Here is a 17,793-nt window from a genome sequence, read left to right on the forward strand (position 1 = left end):
CAACAAGGGTTAAGTAAAACTTTTTAAAAATCATAAGTTTGTACGGACGTGACAAAGTTGCCGACATTATTCAATGATTAACTTTCACATGTGAAAGTTTTATTTGGACTGCCCAAATTGGACAGTTTGGCAGTTCGGTTTGTACTCATTTGCTCGGTAGGCTTTCGGGTGACACGAAACCTATTGGAGCAACAGTATGAGAGTCTCTCCCCCTTACATTAGAACACTATCTGCCTCTTGTTTAATCATCTTCTCTGTCGTCGCCACTCATGCCTCGGCTGAAGGGCTTCAGTCCGAGATGGATAGACTATTCAACGAAATGAGTAATACAACCAGACCGGGTATTCATCAGACACAACGCCGTGGAGTTATTGCGGGTGGGCGTGTGACCACCAAAGCGCGTATTTTTGATGAAAACCTAGTTAGCTTTGTCCCTCCATCCTGGAAAGCTGGGTGTGGTGGCGTTGATCTATTCGGTGGTTCTTTATCGTTTGTGAATGCAGATCAGATTGTTCAACTGATGCGAGCTGTGGCAGCAAATGCAAAGGGCTATGCTTTTCAACTAGCTCTGGATAATGTTTTTCCTGATGGTGCCAAATGGATAGAAAACTTTCAGAAGAAAGTTCAGGCTTTGAACCAGCATTTAGGCAATTCTTGTCAGTTAGCTCAGGGTATTGTTAACGATTCACTAAGTGCTTTTGACACAAAACTAAAGAACGATACTCGTACAAAAGCATCGACCAAAGGCTTATTTGAAGACATGTTTTCTGCAACGCAGGAAACGGATGGACAAACGGCAATCAAGACGCTGAAAGACAACTCGCAACAGGCCTACCAAGAGATGATAGGTAATATTGTCTGGAAGCAACTCAAAAAGAATAGTGTAAGCTCATGGTTCCTGTACGGGGATAACAGCCTGCTTGAAGCCATGATGTCTATAACTGGTGCCGTTGTCATTGGTGATTTAATTAATGATCCAAATCTTGCTGGAGCAGACAACAGTACTAATCCCATCGTCACCTTACCGGGGAATCGAATTACCCTTGGAGATCTCATTTCAGGTGGCTCTGTTAAAGTTTATTCATGTGACAGTGATACGGTTAACTGTATTTCTGCTGGTTCTGAGCTGAAGAGTGTTCAGCTCAGGGGTATTGGCAATCAAATGTCAGATTTACTTCTTGGTTCTGATTCTTCACCTGGATTGATTTATAAATATGCAAACAATGTTGGGGCGTTAAGTTCTGCCGAGATAGCTTTTGTATCAAATCTCCCCAGTAGCTTTGGCTCACTCTTCCGAAATCTTGCTGCTGTTTCCAGTGATACAGCAGAGCAGTTTGCTCAGCAAGCACAGACCATCATAGCGCTAGATATAACCTACAGGTTTATTGAGGAGATATACCGGGCAACAACTATTGCGTTAGCTAACAGTGATAATGCCTATCAACAAAAAGCTGTTGATGTACTTGATGCTTCTCGGGCTGTTGTCAGACAAGAGTATGACCAATTAATTGTGAGACACGGGAAGCTAAGTGATCTGATGGGGTATTACAACAGCTTACTTGATGTCACAAAGAAGCAGCGGCTTTTACTTGCGGCCCAAGCATCAGGGAAAAAGGAGTAACTAATGGATTTTAGTATTTATTCCGTCGGTGATGCCGCATTTCTAGAGCAAATAATGATTGCTGTGGCGATGGCTACTGGCACCGGTGATTTTGAACGCATGGTAAGTATTGGCCTTTTAATTGGCGCTCTTGTCATCTCATTTCAGTCGTTATTCCAGGGAGCTAAATCCTGGGATTTACATCAAGTTTTTGCTTGTTGGCTCGTGTATGCCATTTCCTTTGGATCCGGCGTTACGGTAACTATTGAGGACGCGTACAACGGACAAGTGCGAGTAGTGGATAACGTACCTGTTGGTCCAGCCGCCGCTGGTTCTATAATCTCAAGCGTTGGATTTGGTCTCACAAAATTATTTGAGGTTGCATATAGTCCTGTCGCGAGTGTGACTGAATCAAAGTTCATGGATTCTTTAGAGCTATTATCAAAGCTCAGAAATCACGAAATGGAGTCAGCACTATGGACTGTCTGGAATGATTCCCTAGGAGGCGGTGCTGTTGATATGAAGAAAAGCCTGACTAACTACATATCGGAATGCACAGCAATTAAATTTTCATTAGGTGAGTCAAATGAGGATCAAATCAACACAGAGAATTGGCGTACAGCTCTCAGATTTGATTCACAAATATATGGGACCCGATTGTTCCTGTCTCCATCAGGCCCGACAGATCCCAGTTGTACAGATGGCTGGATTCAGTTGAGCCAATCCTTTGAAACTGCATTCAATTCTGGCCTTTCGCAACAAGCCCTTGGCTATTTGCTGTCTACCACTGATGCTTTGAATGCTACATCTGACGCTTTGTATCGCCTGCAGGTTACGAATGTGGCCGCAGGTGATTTTATAAAAGCCAATTTTCTGCAACCTATCGTACAGCGTGGCTTTGCTCAGTACTACAGTGATATGAATGATCCGTACGCACAAATCATGCTCACTCAAGCTGAGTCTCAGCGAAATACGCAATATGCAGCCGAACAGTCTTTGTTTGTAAAATCGATTCAACCTCTTATGACCTTGGTAGAGGGGTTTGCCTATGCGATTACGCCCATAGCCGCATTTGTGATGGTGCTAGGTTCTAAAGGTTTGCTATTGGTTGGTAAGTATCTTCAAATGCTTATATGGGTACAACTTTGGTTGCCAATTATGTCGGTAATCAATCTATTCATTTACATAATGGGGCAGCAGGCGCTCGCAAAATATACCACAGGGAACTTATCCTCATTTGAAGGCGTTGCATATGCTGGGGCCGAAATTGAGCGTTGGATAGGGATAGGTGGAATGATGGCCGCAGCAACGCCAGTCCTATCGTTGATGTTAGTAACTGGCTCAGTATATGCCTTCAATAGTCTCGCCCAACGAGTGGGTGCGAGTGATACAGTCAATGAAAAACTAATGTCTCCAGACTTAGTGGACCGTGGTTCTGTTTTGAGCCAACAACCACAATTTAATCAATCCCGAATTGCTGGAACAATGACCTCTGGAGGTGAGTCGTTAGTTGATAGTATTAACTTAGGAAGTACCGTAAGTAATGCCCTTAGCAGTAGTTCTGCTGCTACTGCACAGGCCCAGAAAGGCTTTGCTAGCCAATTAAGTAATAGTGTGTTTTCTGGACATGGTTCAGAACAGACTTATTCACAACTACAATCATTAGGACAAACCCTGAGAGCGTCCGATTCAACTCAGGCTAAAAGTATTTTGTCCGCGGCGCAGAACTACGTTACTGATCGTGGGATAAATGCTTCTCACACGGATGCTGTGGCAGGAGCTATTGCTATGCGTGCTAGCGCTGGAGTGGATGCCGGAAAACTTGCTGCTGCTTTTACAGGACCGGTTGGTGCCGCTGTAAATGCCGCTAATCCGGTATCTATGAACGGTAGTTTAGATGTATCTGCGCAATCGCAGAGTCAGGATAGTAGACAGCAGCTTAGTTCTGATATTGACTCTTTATCTCGCGGACTCGGTTTTACAAAAGATGACAGTTCAGCATTAACGAGTGATTTGGCACGGCAAGTGTCTACTGATAAAGGTCAACGTTTTACCCAGAGTTTAGGTGAAGAGCAGAGAAAGCAGCTCATGCAATCCAGTTCTGATCTTTTGTCTTCGCAACAAACCTACCAAGAGTTATCTCAGGCTCAGCAAACTATCGGGACTACTAGCAACAATAATATTAGCGCGTTAGCTGACAAAGTTCTGAACAACTGGTCAGCCGGTAAGTCATTGTCAGATGGTGTTAGACAGTCATCGCCAGAGACAAGAGATTTTGCGCAAAGAAAAGCCCAGCATTACCAAGATTTAGGTATTGATTCCCAGAGGGCAATAGTTGGAGGGCAGTTGTTTGCTATGCTCAATTCCAACTCTCCATCTGAACAAGCAATTGCAGCCAGTGCAATAGCAAAGGCCACTGGTGGCAACAGTGGTATTGACTTTAATCAACCTGGTCAAAGTGCAATGTTGGTAAAGGATGCTCCGCGCTATGTCTCGCCAGTTGAAAATTCGAGCGCACTTTCGGCACCGGAAAGAATGAGCAATGAACAAAAGCTTTTAGCTGAATCAGGCAGTATTGGATCTGAAAATTCTGTTCGTGACGCTCATGAAAAGGGTATCCAGCAACTTGAGCAGAGTTATGGGACAAGCAGAAATGAATATCTTAATGACCGCTTGCCTGCGTTAAGAGCACAGATCATGGCATCCGATTTGGCCCCGTCAACATCCAGTGCTTTGTTTGCAGGTGCTGAGGGCGCAGGTCGTTTTGTACAGCAAGTTGTGGGTGGCGCAGGAGCCGCCAAAGAAGGGTTCGCAGAGAGTTTTGGGCAATCGATGTCTAAGTTAGCCCAGATGACTCCGGAACAACGAGATCAGTTTATTGAGGACACAAAGAAAGGGGACGATTACGTCAAGCAAGAGTATGGTCTTGGAGGCTTCCTGGCTGTAGGTGCTGCAAATCTGGGTAGGGATATCATTGGTGTGGGGATCAGTGGATTTGAAGCCGGTAAAGAATGGTTAACCGGTAAGTCAGATCTTTCAGAGGCAGCACAGGGAATGTCTGTTAGAGAAAGAGGGATGTTTTTTGCTTCTGCATTAGCAAGTGCAAGCGAGGCTGGAGCTGGAAAGGCTGCTGAGTTTGTTCAGCAATATGGTGACGAATTCAGGCAGATAGCAATGGATACTGCAAGATATGATTATGGTTTGAATAGTCAGGCAGGAGCAGAATTGTTTGCTGCATCGTTGATGGGCGGCGATTCATCGCGCTCTGGAGAACTAAGAGAAAATCTCAGAGAAGAGGTTGGTGATAACGCATTGGCAGATAAAATGGCTGCGATTATTGAAAGTTCTGCGGGGGCAGGTAAAGACCAAGCGGGCGGATATTTAGCGCCTGTTTCAAGATACTTATCTGTAGCCAAAGGAGGCCGTTAATGAGCAGACGAGCTGAATATAGACGCGCCATTAAAGAGCTTAAAGTGATGATATTACTGGGGGAAGGGAGATGGCTAAACGAAAAGCCAATCTCCTGTGGAAATAAAAAATTTATCGTCGATGGTTCGGTGTTGAACAATGTAATCAGAGAGCATCCGGAACTTAATAAACACATTTTGATAGGTTTTTTTTCGTCGCCTCAACGGTATCCGTTATTAAGATATAAAGATAGGCAGTTAACGTTAAGTCTATAATTAATAGAAACAAAGGCTCTCAGGAGCCTTTGTTTTTATTCAATCCATAGAAGCTTCCGGATACATCTACGTCACTTACCATTGGAGATCCTGTGGCAGGGTTGTATGTGACGTCTGCAAACAGATCTCGCCCAGATAATGTGTTCGTTTTACTCCCGGAACTACTGATTAGATTGGCTCTTTTACCAATCTTTAAAGATGCCAGCAGAGAAACTCCGACTACAAAAAATATGAGCGACCATAGGGCAAGAAGTTTGTACGAATAGAACAAACTTACGATTAAAAACAAAGAGAATAGCGCCTTTTTCATTTACGCCTCCTGATTAATATGTAACCGATTATAGATTATCGTTCAGAAATGCAAATCTTCATAGCACCATAAAATGATGCTGTAAAAAAATACAGTATTTGGCGTTGCATTATCAAAAAGTCATGGTATTTATGATTGATGACAAAGTTAATCAGTGAATAAAGTAAGGAGGACTACTGATGTATGCCTTAGAGCCGTTAGAACGTGATGTTATTGGTAGCTTTGACAAGTTTGCCGTTCAATTGAGTGAAGAGAAGCCAGACCAAGATATTTTTGAGTTTGATTTGACTCTGTGGACACTACTGAAGCTTTTATCAGCCAATGCGCCATCCCAGGTTAGCAATCATTTTTCTCTTCCAGAAGATCTTGTTAATAAATTGGCGTCAACTCCTGACAGTTATCTTTCACAATTAGCGAGTGGAGTTCTTCTTAGCTTTAAACTTGAAACAGATCAAATGGAAGTGATCGATACTCTTGCCGGTAGCTACGATTCTGTCATATGCCTTAAAAATGTTGTGGACGACTTTGACGCAGCGTACTGGCTATTGCTTAATAAGTTAGCTAGTAGAAACTTGGACATGGCGATGCAAAGTTTTGGTGTATCTTCTGGTCTTGCTTCCTCAGTCGCCGCCTCCTCAAACAGCCAGTTAAGGTCGTTATCGCATAGGGTCGTTATTAGATTTTCATTGAGATTTGATATTGGCGTACTCGATCAATTCTTATCAGCAGCTCTTGCCGATACAACGCCGATTTTATTAAAAAAGATTCAGCAATCTTTGGTGTGGAGATAATCATGAGTGAATGTTTTACATCTGGTTCGTTATCTCGCTGGGTAAAGGCAAGGCACATGGCATTGGCGGGTTATATCACAAAGATAATTATCCTAGAGACTGGTTTGACTTATAAGCAAGTTCGCAGGCTGTACGCTGAGCTTGAATATTGCAGATATGATGTGAAGGATAAGAAATCCAGGACATTCCGTGGTGGAGCGACGCTGATCCACAGTCAGACATCTAAAATTCAAGCATCGCTTTTAATGCAGCTCTATTCAAATCTTGGAGGGGAAAAGGTTAAGCGTTCTGTAGATATTAGCGCTCTGAATAAAGCGTTTAGGATGTATCACGCTATCCGTAAAGAAGTACCAGGTATGAAGGGAGGAAAATGGGAGCCCTTCGACATTACAGATGCCTGGTGTCTTGCCTCTGAACTGCGCAATGGAGAGGCAATGATAGAGCATTGCGAGCAATGCCAATGCACTTTTTTTACGTCAATTAATCAGCGAACATGTGTTGAATGCCCATTCTGCCGGGTCTCAAAAGCTGCCTGAATACATCCGCGTATGCCGCAAAAGGGCAAATAGCGATGCTAATTTTTATGAGAGAGCGACATAGCATTATCCAAACTAAAAAGCTGGAGAAATGCTATGTCCACTATGCCGCCCATCATGACGAGGTTTGTTGCCTCGCTCCTATGTTTAACCATCTCAGTTCTTCCGATACATTCTTATGCTGGTAATCAGGAACCTAACATCGGAGCTGTTGGTCGTGATGCCAAACAATTTGGTTTATCTATTGCGAACGGAGTTAAGCAAAACTCTGCTCAGATTCAAGATGGTAAAATTTCTCTACCAGTCGGTAATGGTCAATCAACATCCATAAACATAAATGAACTGTTTCCTGGAGTTCAACCTGGTCAAAATACCGCAGAGTATTTCCCTGATGCAGCATCTCCAGAGGAGCTAGAACAGATATTTAGTGATGCTGATGCTATGGATCAGTTTGGTAATGAGGCAAAAGCCAATTTATTCCAAGACGCCAACAGCTCCAATCCCTCAATATCAGGTTCTGCATATCAAGTTCTCATGGATGCGGCCAATCGCTCACGCCCTGATTTCAGTAATGACCCGGTATTAAATCTAAGCAAAAAGACCTATGAGGATATGGACCTCATCGCAGGTGGCTTTGGGGATTGTTCTGCCGAAACAACCATTAATCAGAATACTATCAACGCCCACATTCCAGAGTATGAACGGTGTCAGCGTGTTGTAGATCAAAGCGCGGACTGTGAGGTTGTCCATGACTACGACGCCTCAGTTGTGAAGCACTATGATGGTCCATATAACCTCAAATCTTGTGGAGATGGCTGTACTGAGTTGTGGATTGGCCGAGTGGGTAACGACTACTGGAGTGGCAACTGTTCGATTTATGAGGAATACACGCGGGTCCAAGTCAGTAATCCAGACGCCATAGTGTCTGCAACGCTTGAGTACGCCAAGTGGGATGACTACATGCAAGTTTGGGTTGGTAAATCAGGTCAGGAAACTAAAGTATGGTCCGGCCCTGACGGCAATTTCCCTCCAGAAACGGCTGGCCGATGTGAATTGTCAACAAGTTGGGAGCGAAACCCTAATGTTGATGTCACTCCCTATTTCAAGAATGTGAAAGATGGTGATGTTGTTACGTTTAAGATCCGCGTTTCAGTAACTGGCGCAGGTGAGGGTTTTGGCCGCATAAAGCTACACTATGACCCATCAAAAGCCATTACCAAGGATGAGTGGGCTCCACAGAGCTGCATGGATTCAGCCAAAGGGGTTGTAGATGGTTTTGCGGAAGGCGAGATCACTTGTATAGATGACCCGACTGATGCTACAGGCTGCACAGTCATCAACGGGATCAAAGTTTGCGAATCCCAACTGAAACCGTCACCTTTCCCTGGCATTCCAAAGCTGTGCAAAAAGGTTCGAGTTAAAGCCGACTATGACTTTTATAAGGGGCAAATGGACTGCTGGACAGATCCTCAAGGTGAAACACACTGCCCTGTAAATACTGGTGGAAATCTAAACAGTTGCCAGATGTACGAGGATAATCCTCAGTGTGGATTTATTAGTTCTGAATGTATTGATGGAGCAGAGGGTTCCTCGGGTAAGTGTTATGTGTTTAAAGATACCTACGACTGCGGAACGGACATATCAATACCTACTTTAGAGAAAGAAACGACGTATCAATGTGGTGGACCCATTAGGTGTATGGGGGATGATTGTCTCGATATAACAAAGTCACAAAGCACTGATTTCGCTCGTGCATCTGCATTGTTGAATGCAGCTCAGTTCATGACTCAGGATATGAGTTGTACTGGTCAAAATGATGATGATAACCCCACTGGTGAAGAAAATGTGATGTGTTCAGCTTTTGCCGGTGAGGCTGGGGAATGCAAGATTGCTGTGGGTGGTGTCTCAGATTGTTGTGAAAAGCCGACGAATATTTCGTTTGCTGATTATCTCAATTTGATTATGGCCGTGCCTAAGCTAGACGGTGCCGTTATGGGACTCTCTGATGGCAGTGCCGTGAAAGGAGCATACCAAGTATTAAGAGACCCCGTAATGTCTGGCTGGACCGAAATAACACAGCCTTTTGCAAGTTATATAGAAAATATTAGTGGAGCGGTTGATAGTTTTCTCCAGCCTGTTCAACAGTTTGCCCAAGATACTATTGGCGCATTAAAGGAGCAAATTACCAAGCTGACTTCTGAAGCTCTAGGGAATGCTTCTGCGACGGGGGCCGCAGGCGTACCTGCCGGGGCTCCTGAATCAATGACTGAACAAATCCTCGGCCAACAAGGTGCCGCCATGCTAAGCACCGTTATGACTGTTTACACTGTCTATGTAGTGTCGATGGTCATGATCCAAATGATTTGGAAGTGTGAGGAAAAGGAATTCACTATGAATGCTAAACGAGCACTGAATAGCTGCACATACGTTGGATCTTACTGCAAGTCCAAAGTGCTGGGAGCATGTGTGGAGGAGAGAGAGTCCTATTGCTGTTTCAACTCGCCACTATCCAGAATTATCCAGGAGCAAGTTCGGCCACAATTGGGTCTTAACTTTGGTGATGTGCGCGCACCTCAATGCGGCGGAATTCCATTGGATCGAATAGCAGATATTGATTGGAGTAAGGTCAACCTAGACGAATGGTTGGGGATACTTCAGCAAAATGGAAAACTTCCTGATCCCGCATCGTTAAACTTGGATGCTTTAACGGGAGCTGGAAGTGATTTTAATATTGATGGTACTCGACAAGACGCCTCAGAACGTATCATGGAGCGGCTGAAAGGGATTAATGTGGACAAAATTAGAAACGACAAAGCGCGTGAAATCTTTCCTGACTTGGATGGCAATGGTGGTTGATGTTTATCAATGAGAAACTTTCACATGTGAAAGTTTTTGTGTTGGAATAAATCTTCAAGGTGCCCAAATAGGGCACTTACAGAGGCCATGTTTACGGGGGTTCACCCTCAAAATTTCTCCAGTAAATCAATGATGATGCTGGAGAAATTTATGCAGCAAACTTTAAATGAAAAAGATTACAGTCACCTGCAGATGATCTCTGTCTATGAGGTGACAGCCTTACTTAAAATATCTGTGCCAACGCTTCAGCGAATCCGCACAAACGACCCCTCATTTCCCAAACCATATAAGATCAGTGGCGATAAAACATTAAGATACAGATTAGATCAGTTGGAGGTATGGCTTGATTCCCGCAGGGTAAGTAATGAAGCCATTTAGCCAACTACTTGCTCAGTATCAGACTGATATTGAAATAAAACATAATGGTAAATCACAAGTCTTGAGTCGGGCTGATTCTGAATTAATAGATGCTTCTGTAAGGATTAATTCAGATCCACCCTCACCCAATGATTTCACTTTTATGCACTCAATTATGTGCCAGATCGGTTTACCTCGTTCAAGAGTAAATGGAGTTGAGTTTGAAAGGCGCTGCGGTGCTGCTGGTCTCTACGTTCGAGCGGGTAAAATATGGGATGGAAAACAGTTTGTTCAGCAGCCGGTTCCCTATGGGCCAATGCCCCGTTTGGTAATGGCATATCTGAACACTCAGGCCTTACGCTCTAAGTCACCGGAGATTGATGTCGGCAGTAGCGCTAGAGGCTTCCTTAAACAACTGGGCAAGGATTCATCAGGAGGGAAAAACGGAAGCTATACAAACTTCCGTAAACAGGTTATGGCGTTGTCTGCTTGTAGTATTACGCTTGGTTTTAGTACTGCTGACAAAGCGATCACTTACGATGGTAAGCCAATCCAAAAATTTGAGGCTTGGATTGGTAACAATGATAATCAAGGTGCTTTATGGCCCGGTGTTATTACATTTTCTCAGGAGTACTTCGCGACGTTAAGCGAACATGCAGTGCCGCTTGATTTAAGAGCTTTAAATCAGCTTAATAGCAGTGCACTGGCAATGGATATTTATGCCATGCTTGCGGATCGTTTACATCGAATTAGTGGTAGGCCTGTTGTATTGTACTGGCGTAATTTACGTGAGCAGTTTGGTCAAGAATACACCGGAGACGACGCTGACAGGAATTTTAAAAAGGTATTCCTTCCTGCTTTAAAGAGAGTTCTTTCTGTTTACCCGGATGCAAAAGTTAAGAGAGTGACTGGCGGAATTTTGATGATGTCCAGCCCCCCACCGATTCCATACCGTAATTAAATTAATAACCGGCCCATGTGCCGGTTTTTTTTATGTTATTGCTTTGCAAAGTTGTGGAAAACCCTGTTGGTTTTGGATTTTATCCACGCATAATCGCCCCCCCTTTTTACGCATAATTACCCCCCCCTGACTACTGACGATCTGCGCATAATCCCCCCCCCTTGCCACGCATAATTACCCCCCCCCTAAACCTATAGGTATTGCCTTTAAAAAATCCTATAAAGATACCTATAGTTGAACCATGTTCAGGTGTTAATAACTTTGTTCGCGCCCTAAAAGGGCAGATCCAGAGCCGAGGATCTGAAACCTGTGTTGGTAGACTAAACCAGTCGATTATTTATGGGTTTCAGTAGATATGACTATGCAAGAGACAGAGTTGCTTAATAGTGTTTTGAAAGAACTGGCTGAGATAAAAAACATGCTCGCTAGATCGTCAGGAGCAGACAAAGTTAATTTGGAAAAGGTAATGCTGAACATTGATGACTGTGCTGAGCTGACAGGGTTGTCAAAAGGTCATTTATACAAGTTAACCAGTCAAAATGTTATTCCGTTTTACAAACCAAATGGTTGTCGGATTTATTTTAAGCGGGAAGAAGTGATCGATTGGCTACAGTCCAACCGGGTCAAGACAAACACAGAAATTTCAAAGGAAGTGAGTTCGAGAATAATCAGGGGCCAAAGAAATTAATTTTTTTGGCCCTATGTCTATTGTTCTGTTTTAAAGACTGTCGGCAAAAATATCAGGAAAGCTCCGCATTGCGTCCCTTCTTCTTTGATCTAAGATATCAGCATAAATCTCAGTTGTTTTCAGTTCACTGTGGCCCAGCAAGCGTGATAATGAATAAATATCTAAGCCCCGCGCAAGCTGGTTAACTGCAAACGAGTGGCGACCGGCATGGAAAGTTACATGCTTGGTTATTCCAGCAAGCATTGCCCAATGAAGTAGCGCTACGTTGGTATAGCTGCTGTATCGCAATGCTTTAAACACGCGTTCATCGTTATCCTTGCGCTCTCCCATCAACCTTACCGCTGAATCTGGTAAGTCGAGGTATTGAAGTGCCGTTCCTCTATTCTGGATTTTTTTCTGCTTAAAAATGATTCGAAAATGGCCTTGCTCAAATTCTTCCACTTCTGACCAAACTAGCTTCTGTATGTCAGACCAGCGCAGTCCTGTTGTGCAGCTAAACAGAAAGGCTCGTTTAAGCACGTCATAGCGACATTCAGCTTTTGCCATAGCTTTTATCTCTTCCAGAGTCAGATAAACCCTTTGGTTTGTTTCTGGTTTAACGCTTTTCACCGTCCGAACAGGGTTATCTCTGATAATCCCCTCTTGGTATGCCTGATTCAGGGCCGCCCTTATTTTATTGAAGTAACTGCTTACTGTATTTCTTGACAGCAGTTGATCAGATTTCGTCGTTGCACTTTTCAAAAGATAAGTTTTAAAACCCTCAAGAAAGGCTCTATCAATATCTTCGAATGTGAGTTCTGCTCGCCCATGGTAGCGTCTCAGATGATGTCCGGCTGAGACCCAAATTGAATAATTGGATTTACTGCCAGAAGCTTTGCTATCGGTAACTGAATCGTAATAATCGAAGAAACTGGCAGAGAGTTTAGTTCGATCCTCCAGCTTATGCTTTGATGTCTCGCTTTCAAGCAGTCTCTTAGATCGCACAGCTTCAGCGATCCTTAAAGCTTCTTTATTGTGCTCTCGCTCTGCTGGAGAGCGCGGTTTGTCATAGATGAAGATGTCTAGTGGCTCGTGTGAACGTTTCAGTTTACGTTGCCCGTCTTCAACGTTGGAACCGTAGTAATATACCAAGCGCAAAGAGCGTTTTCCTTCGCGGTCTGGCTGTCGCTTTTCGATAGATACTTTCATTGATGGTTTTCCCCGTGTTCCCCACGATTATATGGCTGGGGAACACACAGGGCAATATATGACCAAAAGAACACAGGAGAAGTAAAAAGAAAACTAAAAAACATCGTTAGATTTATTTTTTTTGTGTTCAAAATCAATATTTTAGTTTGTTTTCTTTTGGTGTCTTTTGACTTCTTTTTCTTTCAAGTCTATAACTTCACTTCCCGATACAAAAACTTGAAAAAATACGGCCTAATAAATCATCAGAGGTAAATTCACCCGTGATTTCGCTAAGTTCCTGCTGAGCTAAACGTAATTCCTCCGCCAGTAACTCACCGGAGCGAGCATTCACTAACTGGTCATAGCCCTGTTCAAGGTGAACGGCTGCTGCATTTAGTGCTTGTAAATGACGGCTGCGTGCTAAGAAACCACCTTCTGTATTGCTGTTAAAACCAATGGCTTCTTTTAGGTGATCGCGCAGCAAATCGATGCCTTTTTCTTCGCGTGCAGACAAACGAATTAATGGATAACGCGTATTATCAATAAACTCAACGGGTTCGCCCGTCATGTCTGCTTTGTTACGAATGACGGTGACCGGAAGGTCGCCAGGCAAGCGCGCCATAAATTCAGGCCAAATCTCTTGTGGTTCTGTTGCATTGGTTGTGGTGCTATCCACCATAAATAGAACGTGATCGGCTTGCTCAATCTCTTTCCACGCACGCTCAATACCAATTCGTTCCACTTCATCACTGGCTTCACGTAGCCCTGCGGTATCAATGATATGCAGTGGCATGCCATCAATGTGAATATGTTCACGCAACACATCACGCGTCGTACCCGCAATATCCGTGACAATCGCAGCTTCGCGACCCGCCAATGCATTTAACAAGCTCGATTTACCTGCATTTGGGCGCCCGGCAATCACCACTTTCATCCCTTCTCGCAATAAACTGCCTTGGCGTGCTTGGGAGCGAACTTGTTCTAAATCTGCCACGACTTCATTGAGTTTTGCTTCAATTTTACCGTCAGACAGGAAGTCAATTTCTTCATCAGGGAAATCAATCGCAGCTTCTACATAGATGCGCAAGTGAGTGAGTGCTTCCACCAATTGGTGAATATGGGAAGAAAATGCGCCCTGTAAGGAGTTCATTGCGGAACGAGCCGCTTGCTCTGAACTTGCATCAATCAAGTCAGCAATCGCCTCTGCTTGGGCTAAATCCAGCTTATCATTTAAAAATGCACGCTCAGAGAACTCCCCTGGATTCGCAATGCGAATACCCGAGATCGTTAATATTCTTCTTAGCAATAAATCAAGAATGACTGGGCCGCCATGTCCTTGTAATTCAAGCACATCTTCACCCGTAAATGAATTTGGTCCAGGAAAGTAAAGCGCAATACCTTGGTCAAGGACAGCACCGTCCACATCACGAAATGGCAAATAATCTGCATAGCGTGGTTTAGGAAGTTTTCCTAGCACGATTTCAGCAACTTGTGCCGCTTTCGGGCCAGATACACGTAAAATACCGACACCGCCACGACCGGGAGGTGTTGCCTGTGCGACGATAGTATCGTTGATTTGCATGATGTTTCTCTGTCATTCCTATAAAAAATTAAGGCGGTCATTAAATGGCCGCCTTAATATTATATCGATAGCTGAGCGGAAGGCTCACCTAAAATTCAATTTATTTCTTTTCTTTTTTATCGCGACTGTGTAAACCACGTTTTTCCAGACCACGATAAATCACTTGCTGCTGGATGATAGTCACTAAGTTACTCACGATATAGTACAGTACCAGACCTGATGGGAACCACAGGAAGAAAATAGTAAACACGACAGGCATGTACGTCATGATCTTCTGCTGCATTGGGTCAGTGACTGCAGTTGGTGACATTTTCTGGATCACAAACATCGTTACACCCATCAATACCGGTAGGATGTAGTACGGGTCTTGTGCAGACAAGTCTTGGATCCAACCGAAGAATGGCGCGTGACGCAGTTCAACAGAACCCATCAACATGTAGTAAAGTGCAAGGAAGATAGGCATTTGGATAAGCAGCGGTAAACAACCACCCAGTGGGTTTACTTTTTCTGCTTTATACATCGCCATCATTTCTTGGCTCATGCGTTGTTTATCATCACCAATACGCTCACGCATTGCAGCCAATTTTGGTTGCAGTAAACGCATTTTCGCCATCGAGGTGTACTGTGCTTTAGTCAGCGGGTACATAATACCACGAACGATAAAGGTGATAACGATGATGGCAATACCCCAGTTACCCACAAAACCGTGAATGAATTTCAACAGTTTAAACAGTGGCTGAGAGATAAACCATAACCAACCATAATCTACAGTTAAGTCTAAATGAGGTGCAACTGCGGCCATTTCTGACTGAATTTCAGGACCAACCCATAACGTTGATGAATAAGTACCCGCACCGTTAGCTGCGATAGTCATTGGTTCACTCTTATAACCAATGATGGCAGATTTTTTATCAAGGTCGATAGTATAGAAAGTGCTCTTCTCAGAACTTGCAGGGATCCATGCCGTTGCAAAGTATTGTTGCAACATGGCCACCCAGCCACCTTTGGTGGTTAAGTCGAGGTTTTTATCTTCGATGTCACCAAAACTATATTTTTTATAGTTGTTTTCATCAGAAGAATACGCCGCACCACGATAGGTATGCAGAGCAAAGTTGCTGCTGCCTGTATCACGCTCTTTTGGTAACTCGATAGTTTGTTTTAACTGACCGAAGAAAGCGAGGCTCAGTGGTTGAGCGGTTGGGTTTTGAATACTGTATTCAACTTCAACAGTATATTGGCCACGTTTTACAATGTACGTTTTCTGATACACAACACCGTTGTTATCAGTAAATGTCATTGGTACGCGCAAGACGTCTTGGCCTTTCTCTAATGTGAAAGTTGTAGAATCTACGCTATACAGTGGACGTTCGCCATTATTATTTGCTGGGTTGTCTGGACCATGAAGACCAATCAAACCACTCTGTGCCTGGTAGACAAAGCCTGGATTAGTTTCCAGTAAACGGAAAGGACTTTCCGAATGAAGGGTCGCAGGATAGGCTAACAGGTCAGCCTCATCGATATCACCACCACGAGTATTGATGCGAATATCCAGTACATCAGTCTTGACTGTGATGAGCTTACCTTGCTCACTGCCAGTAACGGCTTGAGCATCACTGCTTGGCATATCCGCTTGTTGCGAAGCTTGAACAGTTTTCACGTCCTGAGCAACTTTATCGCTCTCCCAGGCCTGCCAAACTAAGAACGACACGAACAACAAAGCGATGAGTAGAAGATTGCGTTGCGAATCCATCGTTATAATTCTCTATTATCATCAGTTTTTCTAGGTGGGACAGGATCATCTCCACCAGCGTGTAAAGGGTGGCATTTTAATACGCGTTTTGCCGTTAACCAACTCCCTTTTAACATACCAAACCTGCGCAATGCCTCAATTCCGTAATTTGAACAAGTGGGATTGAAGCGACAACGAGGTCCTAACAACGGGCTAATAGCCAGTTGGTAGCCTCTGATCAGCATGATCAGGATTTTTGAGCCAAGCGACGATGACGACGCCATAACTTATCCAATGTTTCCGTGATCTGTTGATTGTCAAGATTGGCGACCCCTTTCCTTACCAATAACACAAAATCCATTGGAGGCAAGTCGTGTTGATGCAAACGAAAGTATTCACGCGCTAATCGTTTAATACGATTTCGCTCATGAGCTCGTTTAACATTTTTTTTAGCGATGGTAAGACCGATGCGGGGATGCCCCAGCTCGTTTAGGCGACCAAGGATTGTTATCTCTGGGGAACTCGCCCTCTGCGGCTGCTTAAAGACATTATCGAAATGCCTGGGAGTTAACAAACGTAACTCCCGGGTAAAAGCGAGCGTAACCACTTGAATAGAGGGCTAGCTTTATTACTTAGATGAAACGGTCAGACTAGAGCGGCCTTTCGCACGACGGCGAGCCAGAACTTGACGACCATTTTTAGTAGCCATACGAGCGCGGAAACCGTGTGAACGGTTGCGCTTCAGTACAGACGGTTGAAAAGTGCGTTTCATAACGATTTCTACCTAACTTTAAAATTTATTACTGATTCAGTAAACGCGTTGGCAACCAGTGAAAACTGATTTACACCTGTGCCTCTATCGCAACAATATAGAAAGAGGCAGGATTGTAATAAAACATAGGGGGTCACGTCAATGAAATGACGCAATCAAACCACTTTTATTTATAGCCTGGCTGACCGGTTTGCCGACATATGTTGTGACAGCCGACGAATGATTACATTCGTATACTGGCCGAAAACCTGCTTTTGCCCCCGCCCCGCCTAACATTAATGTTAAAATAGAGCGATACGACCCAACAAGTTTACCTCAGTTTCGTGTAAAAATCACATCAGTACTGTACACAGGGAGGAAGATTATACGGACTCCGACCTAAAGCGCAAGGATCTTCAAGAGATCTAAAAATATTTTTTGATCATACAGAATATTTCCTGTAAATCGTCTAAAGTTATCCCCAGCATGTGGAAAAATGGCTGTAAATTAAGGTAACCCGGTCTATTTCTTCTTTATAAGAGGTTCCTTATCACATTTACCTGTGGATAAAAAGCATAAAAACTGTGTAAAAGAATGGAGATCTCTGACTAATTTTGCGGTATGATCGCAGGTCTATTTCTGATCCATCGATCAGCAATATGCAGTAAGTAAGAGTTAATCTAAAACATTTTTGGGCCATTGCAATTAAATGTAAGCCCGAGAAAATTCTTTGTTTACATCCGTACTTCTTGTTCCATTGACCTTGTTTAGGGGAGTCCAAC

General features: G+C 43.7%; 16 protein-coding genes. 9 read left to right on the plus strand and 7 right to left on the minus strand.

What is annotated here, in order from left to right; translation table 11 throughout:
- Window positions 1-298: 298 nt before the first annotated feature.
- The 3 genes from M0M83_RS20625 (at window position 299) to M0M83_RS20635 (ending at window position 5,283) form a co-directional block, all read left to right on the plus strand.
- A complete protein-coding gene (locus M0M83_RS20625) occupies window positions 299-1,621 on the plus strand; it encodes a conjugal transfer protein TraH (protein ID WP_226343065.1) in 1,323 nt (440 codons plus the stop codon).
- A gap of 69 nt (window positions 1,622-1,690) precedes the next feature.
- Window positions 1,691-5,029, plus strand: a complete 3,339-nt coding sequence (locus M0M83_RS20630; protein ID WP_235894763.1) for a conjugal transfer protein TraG N-terminal domain-containing protein — start codon at window positions 1,691-1,693, stop codon at window positions 5,027-5,029.
- Window positions 5,029-5,283: a hypothetical protein gene (locus tag M0M83_RS20635; RefSeq protein ID WP_000091004.1), complete on the plus strand. Its 255-nt coding sequence runs from the start codon at window positions 5,029-5,031 to the stop codon at window positions 5,281-5,283. The genes M0M83_RS20630 and M0M83_RS20635 overlap by 1 nt, the downstream gene beginning before the upstream one ends.
- A 19-nt stretch (window positions 5,284-5,302) precedes the next feature.
- Here M0M83_RS20635 and M0M83_RS21925 read toward each other — a convergent pair whose 3' ends face one another.
- Window positions 5,303-5,593: a hypothetical protein gene (locus M0M83_RS21925; protein ID WP_000709417.1), complete on the minus strand. Its 291-nt coding sequence runs from the start codon at window positions 5,591-5,593 to the stop codon at window positions 5,303-5,305.
- Window positions 5,594-5,772: 179 nt separating this feature from the next.
- Here M0M83_RS21925 and M0M83_RS20645 point away from each other — a divergent pair, with 179 nt between their 5' ends.
- The 6 genes from M0M83_RS20645 (at window position 5,773) to M0M83_RS20670 (ending at window position 11,782) form a co-directional block, all read left to right on the plus strand.
- Window positions 5,773-6,384 (plus strand): hypothetical protein, encoded by a 612-nt coding sequence (locus tag M0M83_RS20645; protein ID WP_000271073.1) that lies wholly within the window; start codon window positions 5,773-5,775, stop codon window positions 6,382-6,384.
- 2 nt (window positions 6,385-6,386) lie between these two features.
- Window positions 6,387-6,920 carry a FlhC family transcriptional regulator gene (locus tag M0M83_RS20650; RefSeq protein WP_032471366.1) on the plus strand — a complete coding sequence of 178 codons (534 nt, stop codon included), beginning with the start codon at window positions 6,387-6,389 and terminating at the stop codon, window positions 6,918-6,920.
- Between the two features lie 96 nt (window positions 6,921-7,016).
- On the plus strand, window positions 7,017-9,776 hold the full coding sequence (gene traN / locus M0M83_RS20655; RefSeq protein ID WP_000106055.1) for a conjugal transfer mating pair stabilization protein TraN: 2,760 nt from the start codon (window positions 7,017-7,019) through the stop codon (window positions 9,774-9,776).
- 150 nt (window positions 9,777-9,926) lie between these two features.
- On the plus strand, window positions 9,927-10,154 hold the full coding sequence (locus M0M83_RS21930; protein ID WP_223805430.1) for a helix-turn-helix transcriptional regulator: 228 nt from the start codon (window positions 9,927-9,929) through the stop codon (window positions 10,152-10,154).
- A complete protein-coding gene (locus tag M0M83_RS20665; RefSeq protein ID WP_000802152.1) occupies window positions 10,141-11,094 on the plus strand; it encodes a replication protein RepA in 954 nt (317 codons plus the stop codon). Before M0M83_RS21930 ends, M0M83_RS20665 begins: the two co-directional genes overlap by 14 nt.
- Window positions 11,095-11,449: 355 nt before the next feature.
- Window positions 11,450-11,782: a helix-turn-helix domain-containing protein gene (locus tag M0M83_RS20670; RefSeq protein WP_058647436.1), complete on the plus strand. Its 333-nt coding sequence runs from the start codon at window positions 11,450-11,452 to the stop codon at window positions 11,780-11,782.
- Between the two features lie 30 nt (window positions 11,783-11,812).
- Here the strand turns inward: M0M83_RS20670 and M0M83_RS20675 are convergent, their stop codons facing one another.
- The 6 genes from M0M83_RS20675 to rpmH all read right to left on the minus strand — a co-directional run bounded on the left by M0M83_RS20675 (window position 11,813) and on the right by rpmH (window position 17,032).
- Entirely contained in the window at window positions 11,813-12,970 is a 1,158-nt protein-coding gene (locus tag M0M83_RS20675; protein ID WP_000868608.1) for a site-specific integrase, read from the minus strand.
- Window positions 12,971-13,166: 196 nt separating this feature from the next.
- On the minus strand, window positions 13,167-14,531 hold the full coding sequence (gene mnmE / locus M0M83_RS20680; RefSeq protein ID WP_248467295.1) for a tRNA uridine-5-carboxymethylaminomethyl(34) synthesis GTPase MnmE: 1,365 nt from the start codon (window positions 14,529-14,531) through the stop codon (window positions 13,167-13,169).
- Between the two features lie 100 nt (window positions 14,532-14,631).
- Entirely contained in the window at window positions 14,632-16,281 is a 1,650-nt protein-coding gene (gene yidC / locus M0M83_RS20685; protein ID WP_125893778.1) for a membrane protein insertase YidC, read from the minus strand.
- 2 nt (window positions 16,282-16,283) lie between these two features.
- Window positions 16,284-16,544: a membrane protein insertion efficiency factor YidD gene (gene yidD, locus M0M83_RS20690; RefSeq protein WP_102140049.1), complete on the minus strand. Its 261-nt coding sequence runs from the start codon at window positions 16,542-16,544 to the stop codon at window positions 16,284-16,286.
- Window positions 16,508-16,867 carry a ribonuclease P protein component gene (gene rnpA, locus M0M83_RS20695; RefSeq protein WP_125893780.1) on the minus strand — a complete coding sequence of 120 codons (360 nt, stop codon included), beginning with the start codon at window positions 16,865-16,867 and terminating at the stop codon, window positions 16,508-16,510. Before rnpA ends, yidD begins: the two co-directional genes overlap by 37 nt.
- 21 nt (window positions 16,868-16,888) lie before the next feature.
- A complete protein-coding gene (gene rpmH / locus M0M83_RS20700; RefSeq protein ID WP_042846776.1) occupies window positions 16,889-17,032 on the minus strand; it encodes a 50S ribosomal protein L34 in 144 nt (47 codons plus the stop codon).
- Window positions 17,033-17,793 lie beyond the last annotated feature (761 nt).

The sequence above is a fragment of the Providencia rettgeri genome (assembly GCF_023205015.1).
GTDB classification, from domain to species: Bacteria; Pseudomonadota; Gammaproteobacteria; order Enterobacterales; family Enterobacteriaceae; genus Providencia; species Providencia rettgeri_E.

Excerpts from the sequence above, each read along its gene's own strand:
- M0M83_RS20625 (WP_226343065.1), top strand. The coding sequence starts at position 299 with ATGGATAGACTATTCAACGAAATGAGTAATACAACCAGACCGGGTATT.
- M0M83_RS20630 (WP_235894763.1), top strand. The coding sequence starts at position 1,691 with ATGGCTACTGGCACCGGTGATTTTGAACGCATGGTAAGTATTGGCCTT.
- M0M83_RS20635 (WP_000091004.1), top strand. The coding sequence starts at position 5,029 with ATGAGCAGACGAGCTGAATATAGACGCGCCATTAAAGAGCTTAAAGTG.
- M0M83_RS21925 (WP_000709417.1), bottom strand. The coding sequence starts at position 5,593 with ATGAAAAAGGCGCTATTCTCTTTGTTTTTAATCGTAAGTTTGTTCTAT.
- M0M83_RS20645 (WP_000271073.1), top strand. The coding sequence starts at position 5,773 with ATGTATGCCTTAGAGCCGTTAGAACGTGATGTTATTGGTAGCTTTGAC.
- M0M83_RS20650 (WP_032471366.1), top strand. The coding sequence starts at position 6,387 with ATGAGTGAATGTTTTACATCTGGTTCGTTATCTCGCTGGGTAAAGGCA.
- traN (WP_000106055.1), top strand. The coding sequence starts at position 7,017 with ATGTCCACTATGCCGCCCATCATGACGAGGTTTGTTGCCTCGCTCCTA.
- M0M83_RS21930 (WP_223805430.1), top strand. The coding sequence starts at position 9,927 with ATGCAGCAAACTTTAAATGAAAAAGATTACAGTCACCTGCAGATGATC.
- M0M83_RS20665 (WP_000802152.1), top strand. The coding sequence starts at position 10,141 with ATGAAGCCATTTAGCCAACTACTTGCTCAGTATCAGACTGATATTGAA.
- M0M83_RS20670 (WP_058647436.1), top strand. The coding sequence starts at position 11,450 with ATGACTATGCAAGAGACAGAGTTGCTTAATAGTGTTTTGAAAGAACTG.
- M0M83_RS20675 (WP_000868608.1), bottom strand. The coding sequence starts at position 12,970 with ATGAAAGTATCTATCGAAAAGCGACAGCCAGACCGCGAAGGAAAACGC.
- mnmE (WP_248467295.1), bottom strand. The coding sequence starts at position 14,531 with ATGCAAATCAACGATACTATCGTCGCACAGGCAACACCTCCCGGTCGT.
- yidC (WP_125893778.1), bottom strand. The coding sequence starts at position 16,281 with ATGGATTCGCAACGCAATCTTCTACTCATCGCTTTGTTGTTCGTGTCG.
- yidD (WP_102140049.1), bottom strand. The coding sequence starts at position 16,544 with ATGGCGTCGTCATCGTCGCTTGGCTCAAAAATCCTGATCATGCTGATC.
- rpmH (WP_042846776.1), bottom strand. The coding sequence starts at position 17,032 with ATGAAACGCACTTTTCAACCGTCTGTACTGAAGCGCAACCGTTCACAC.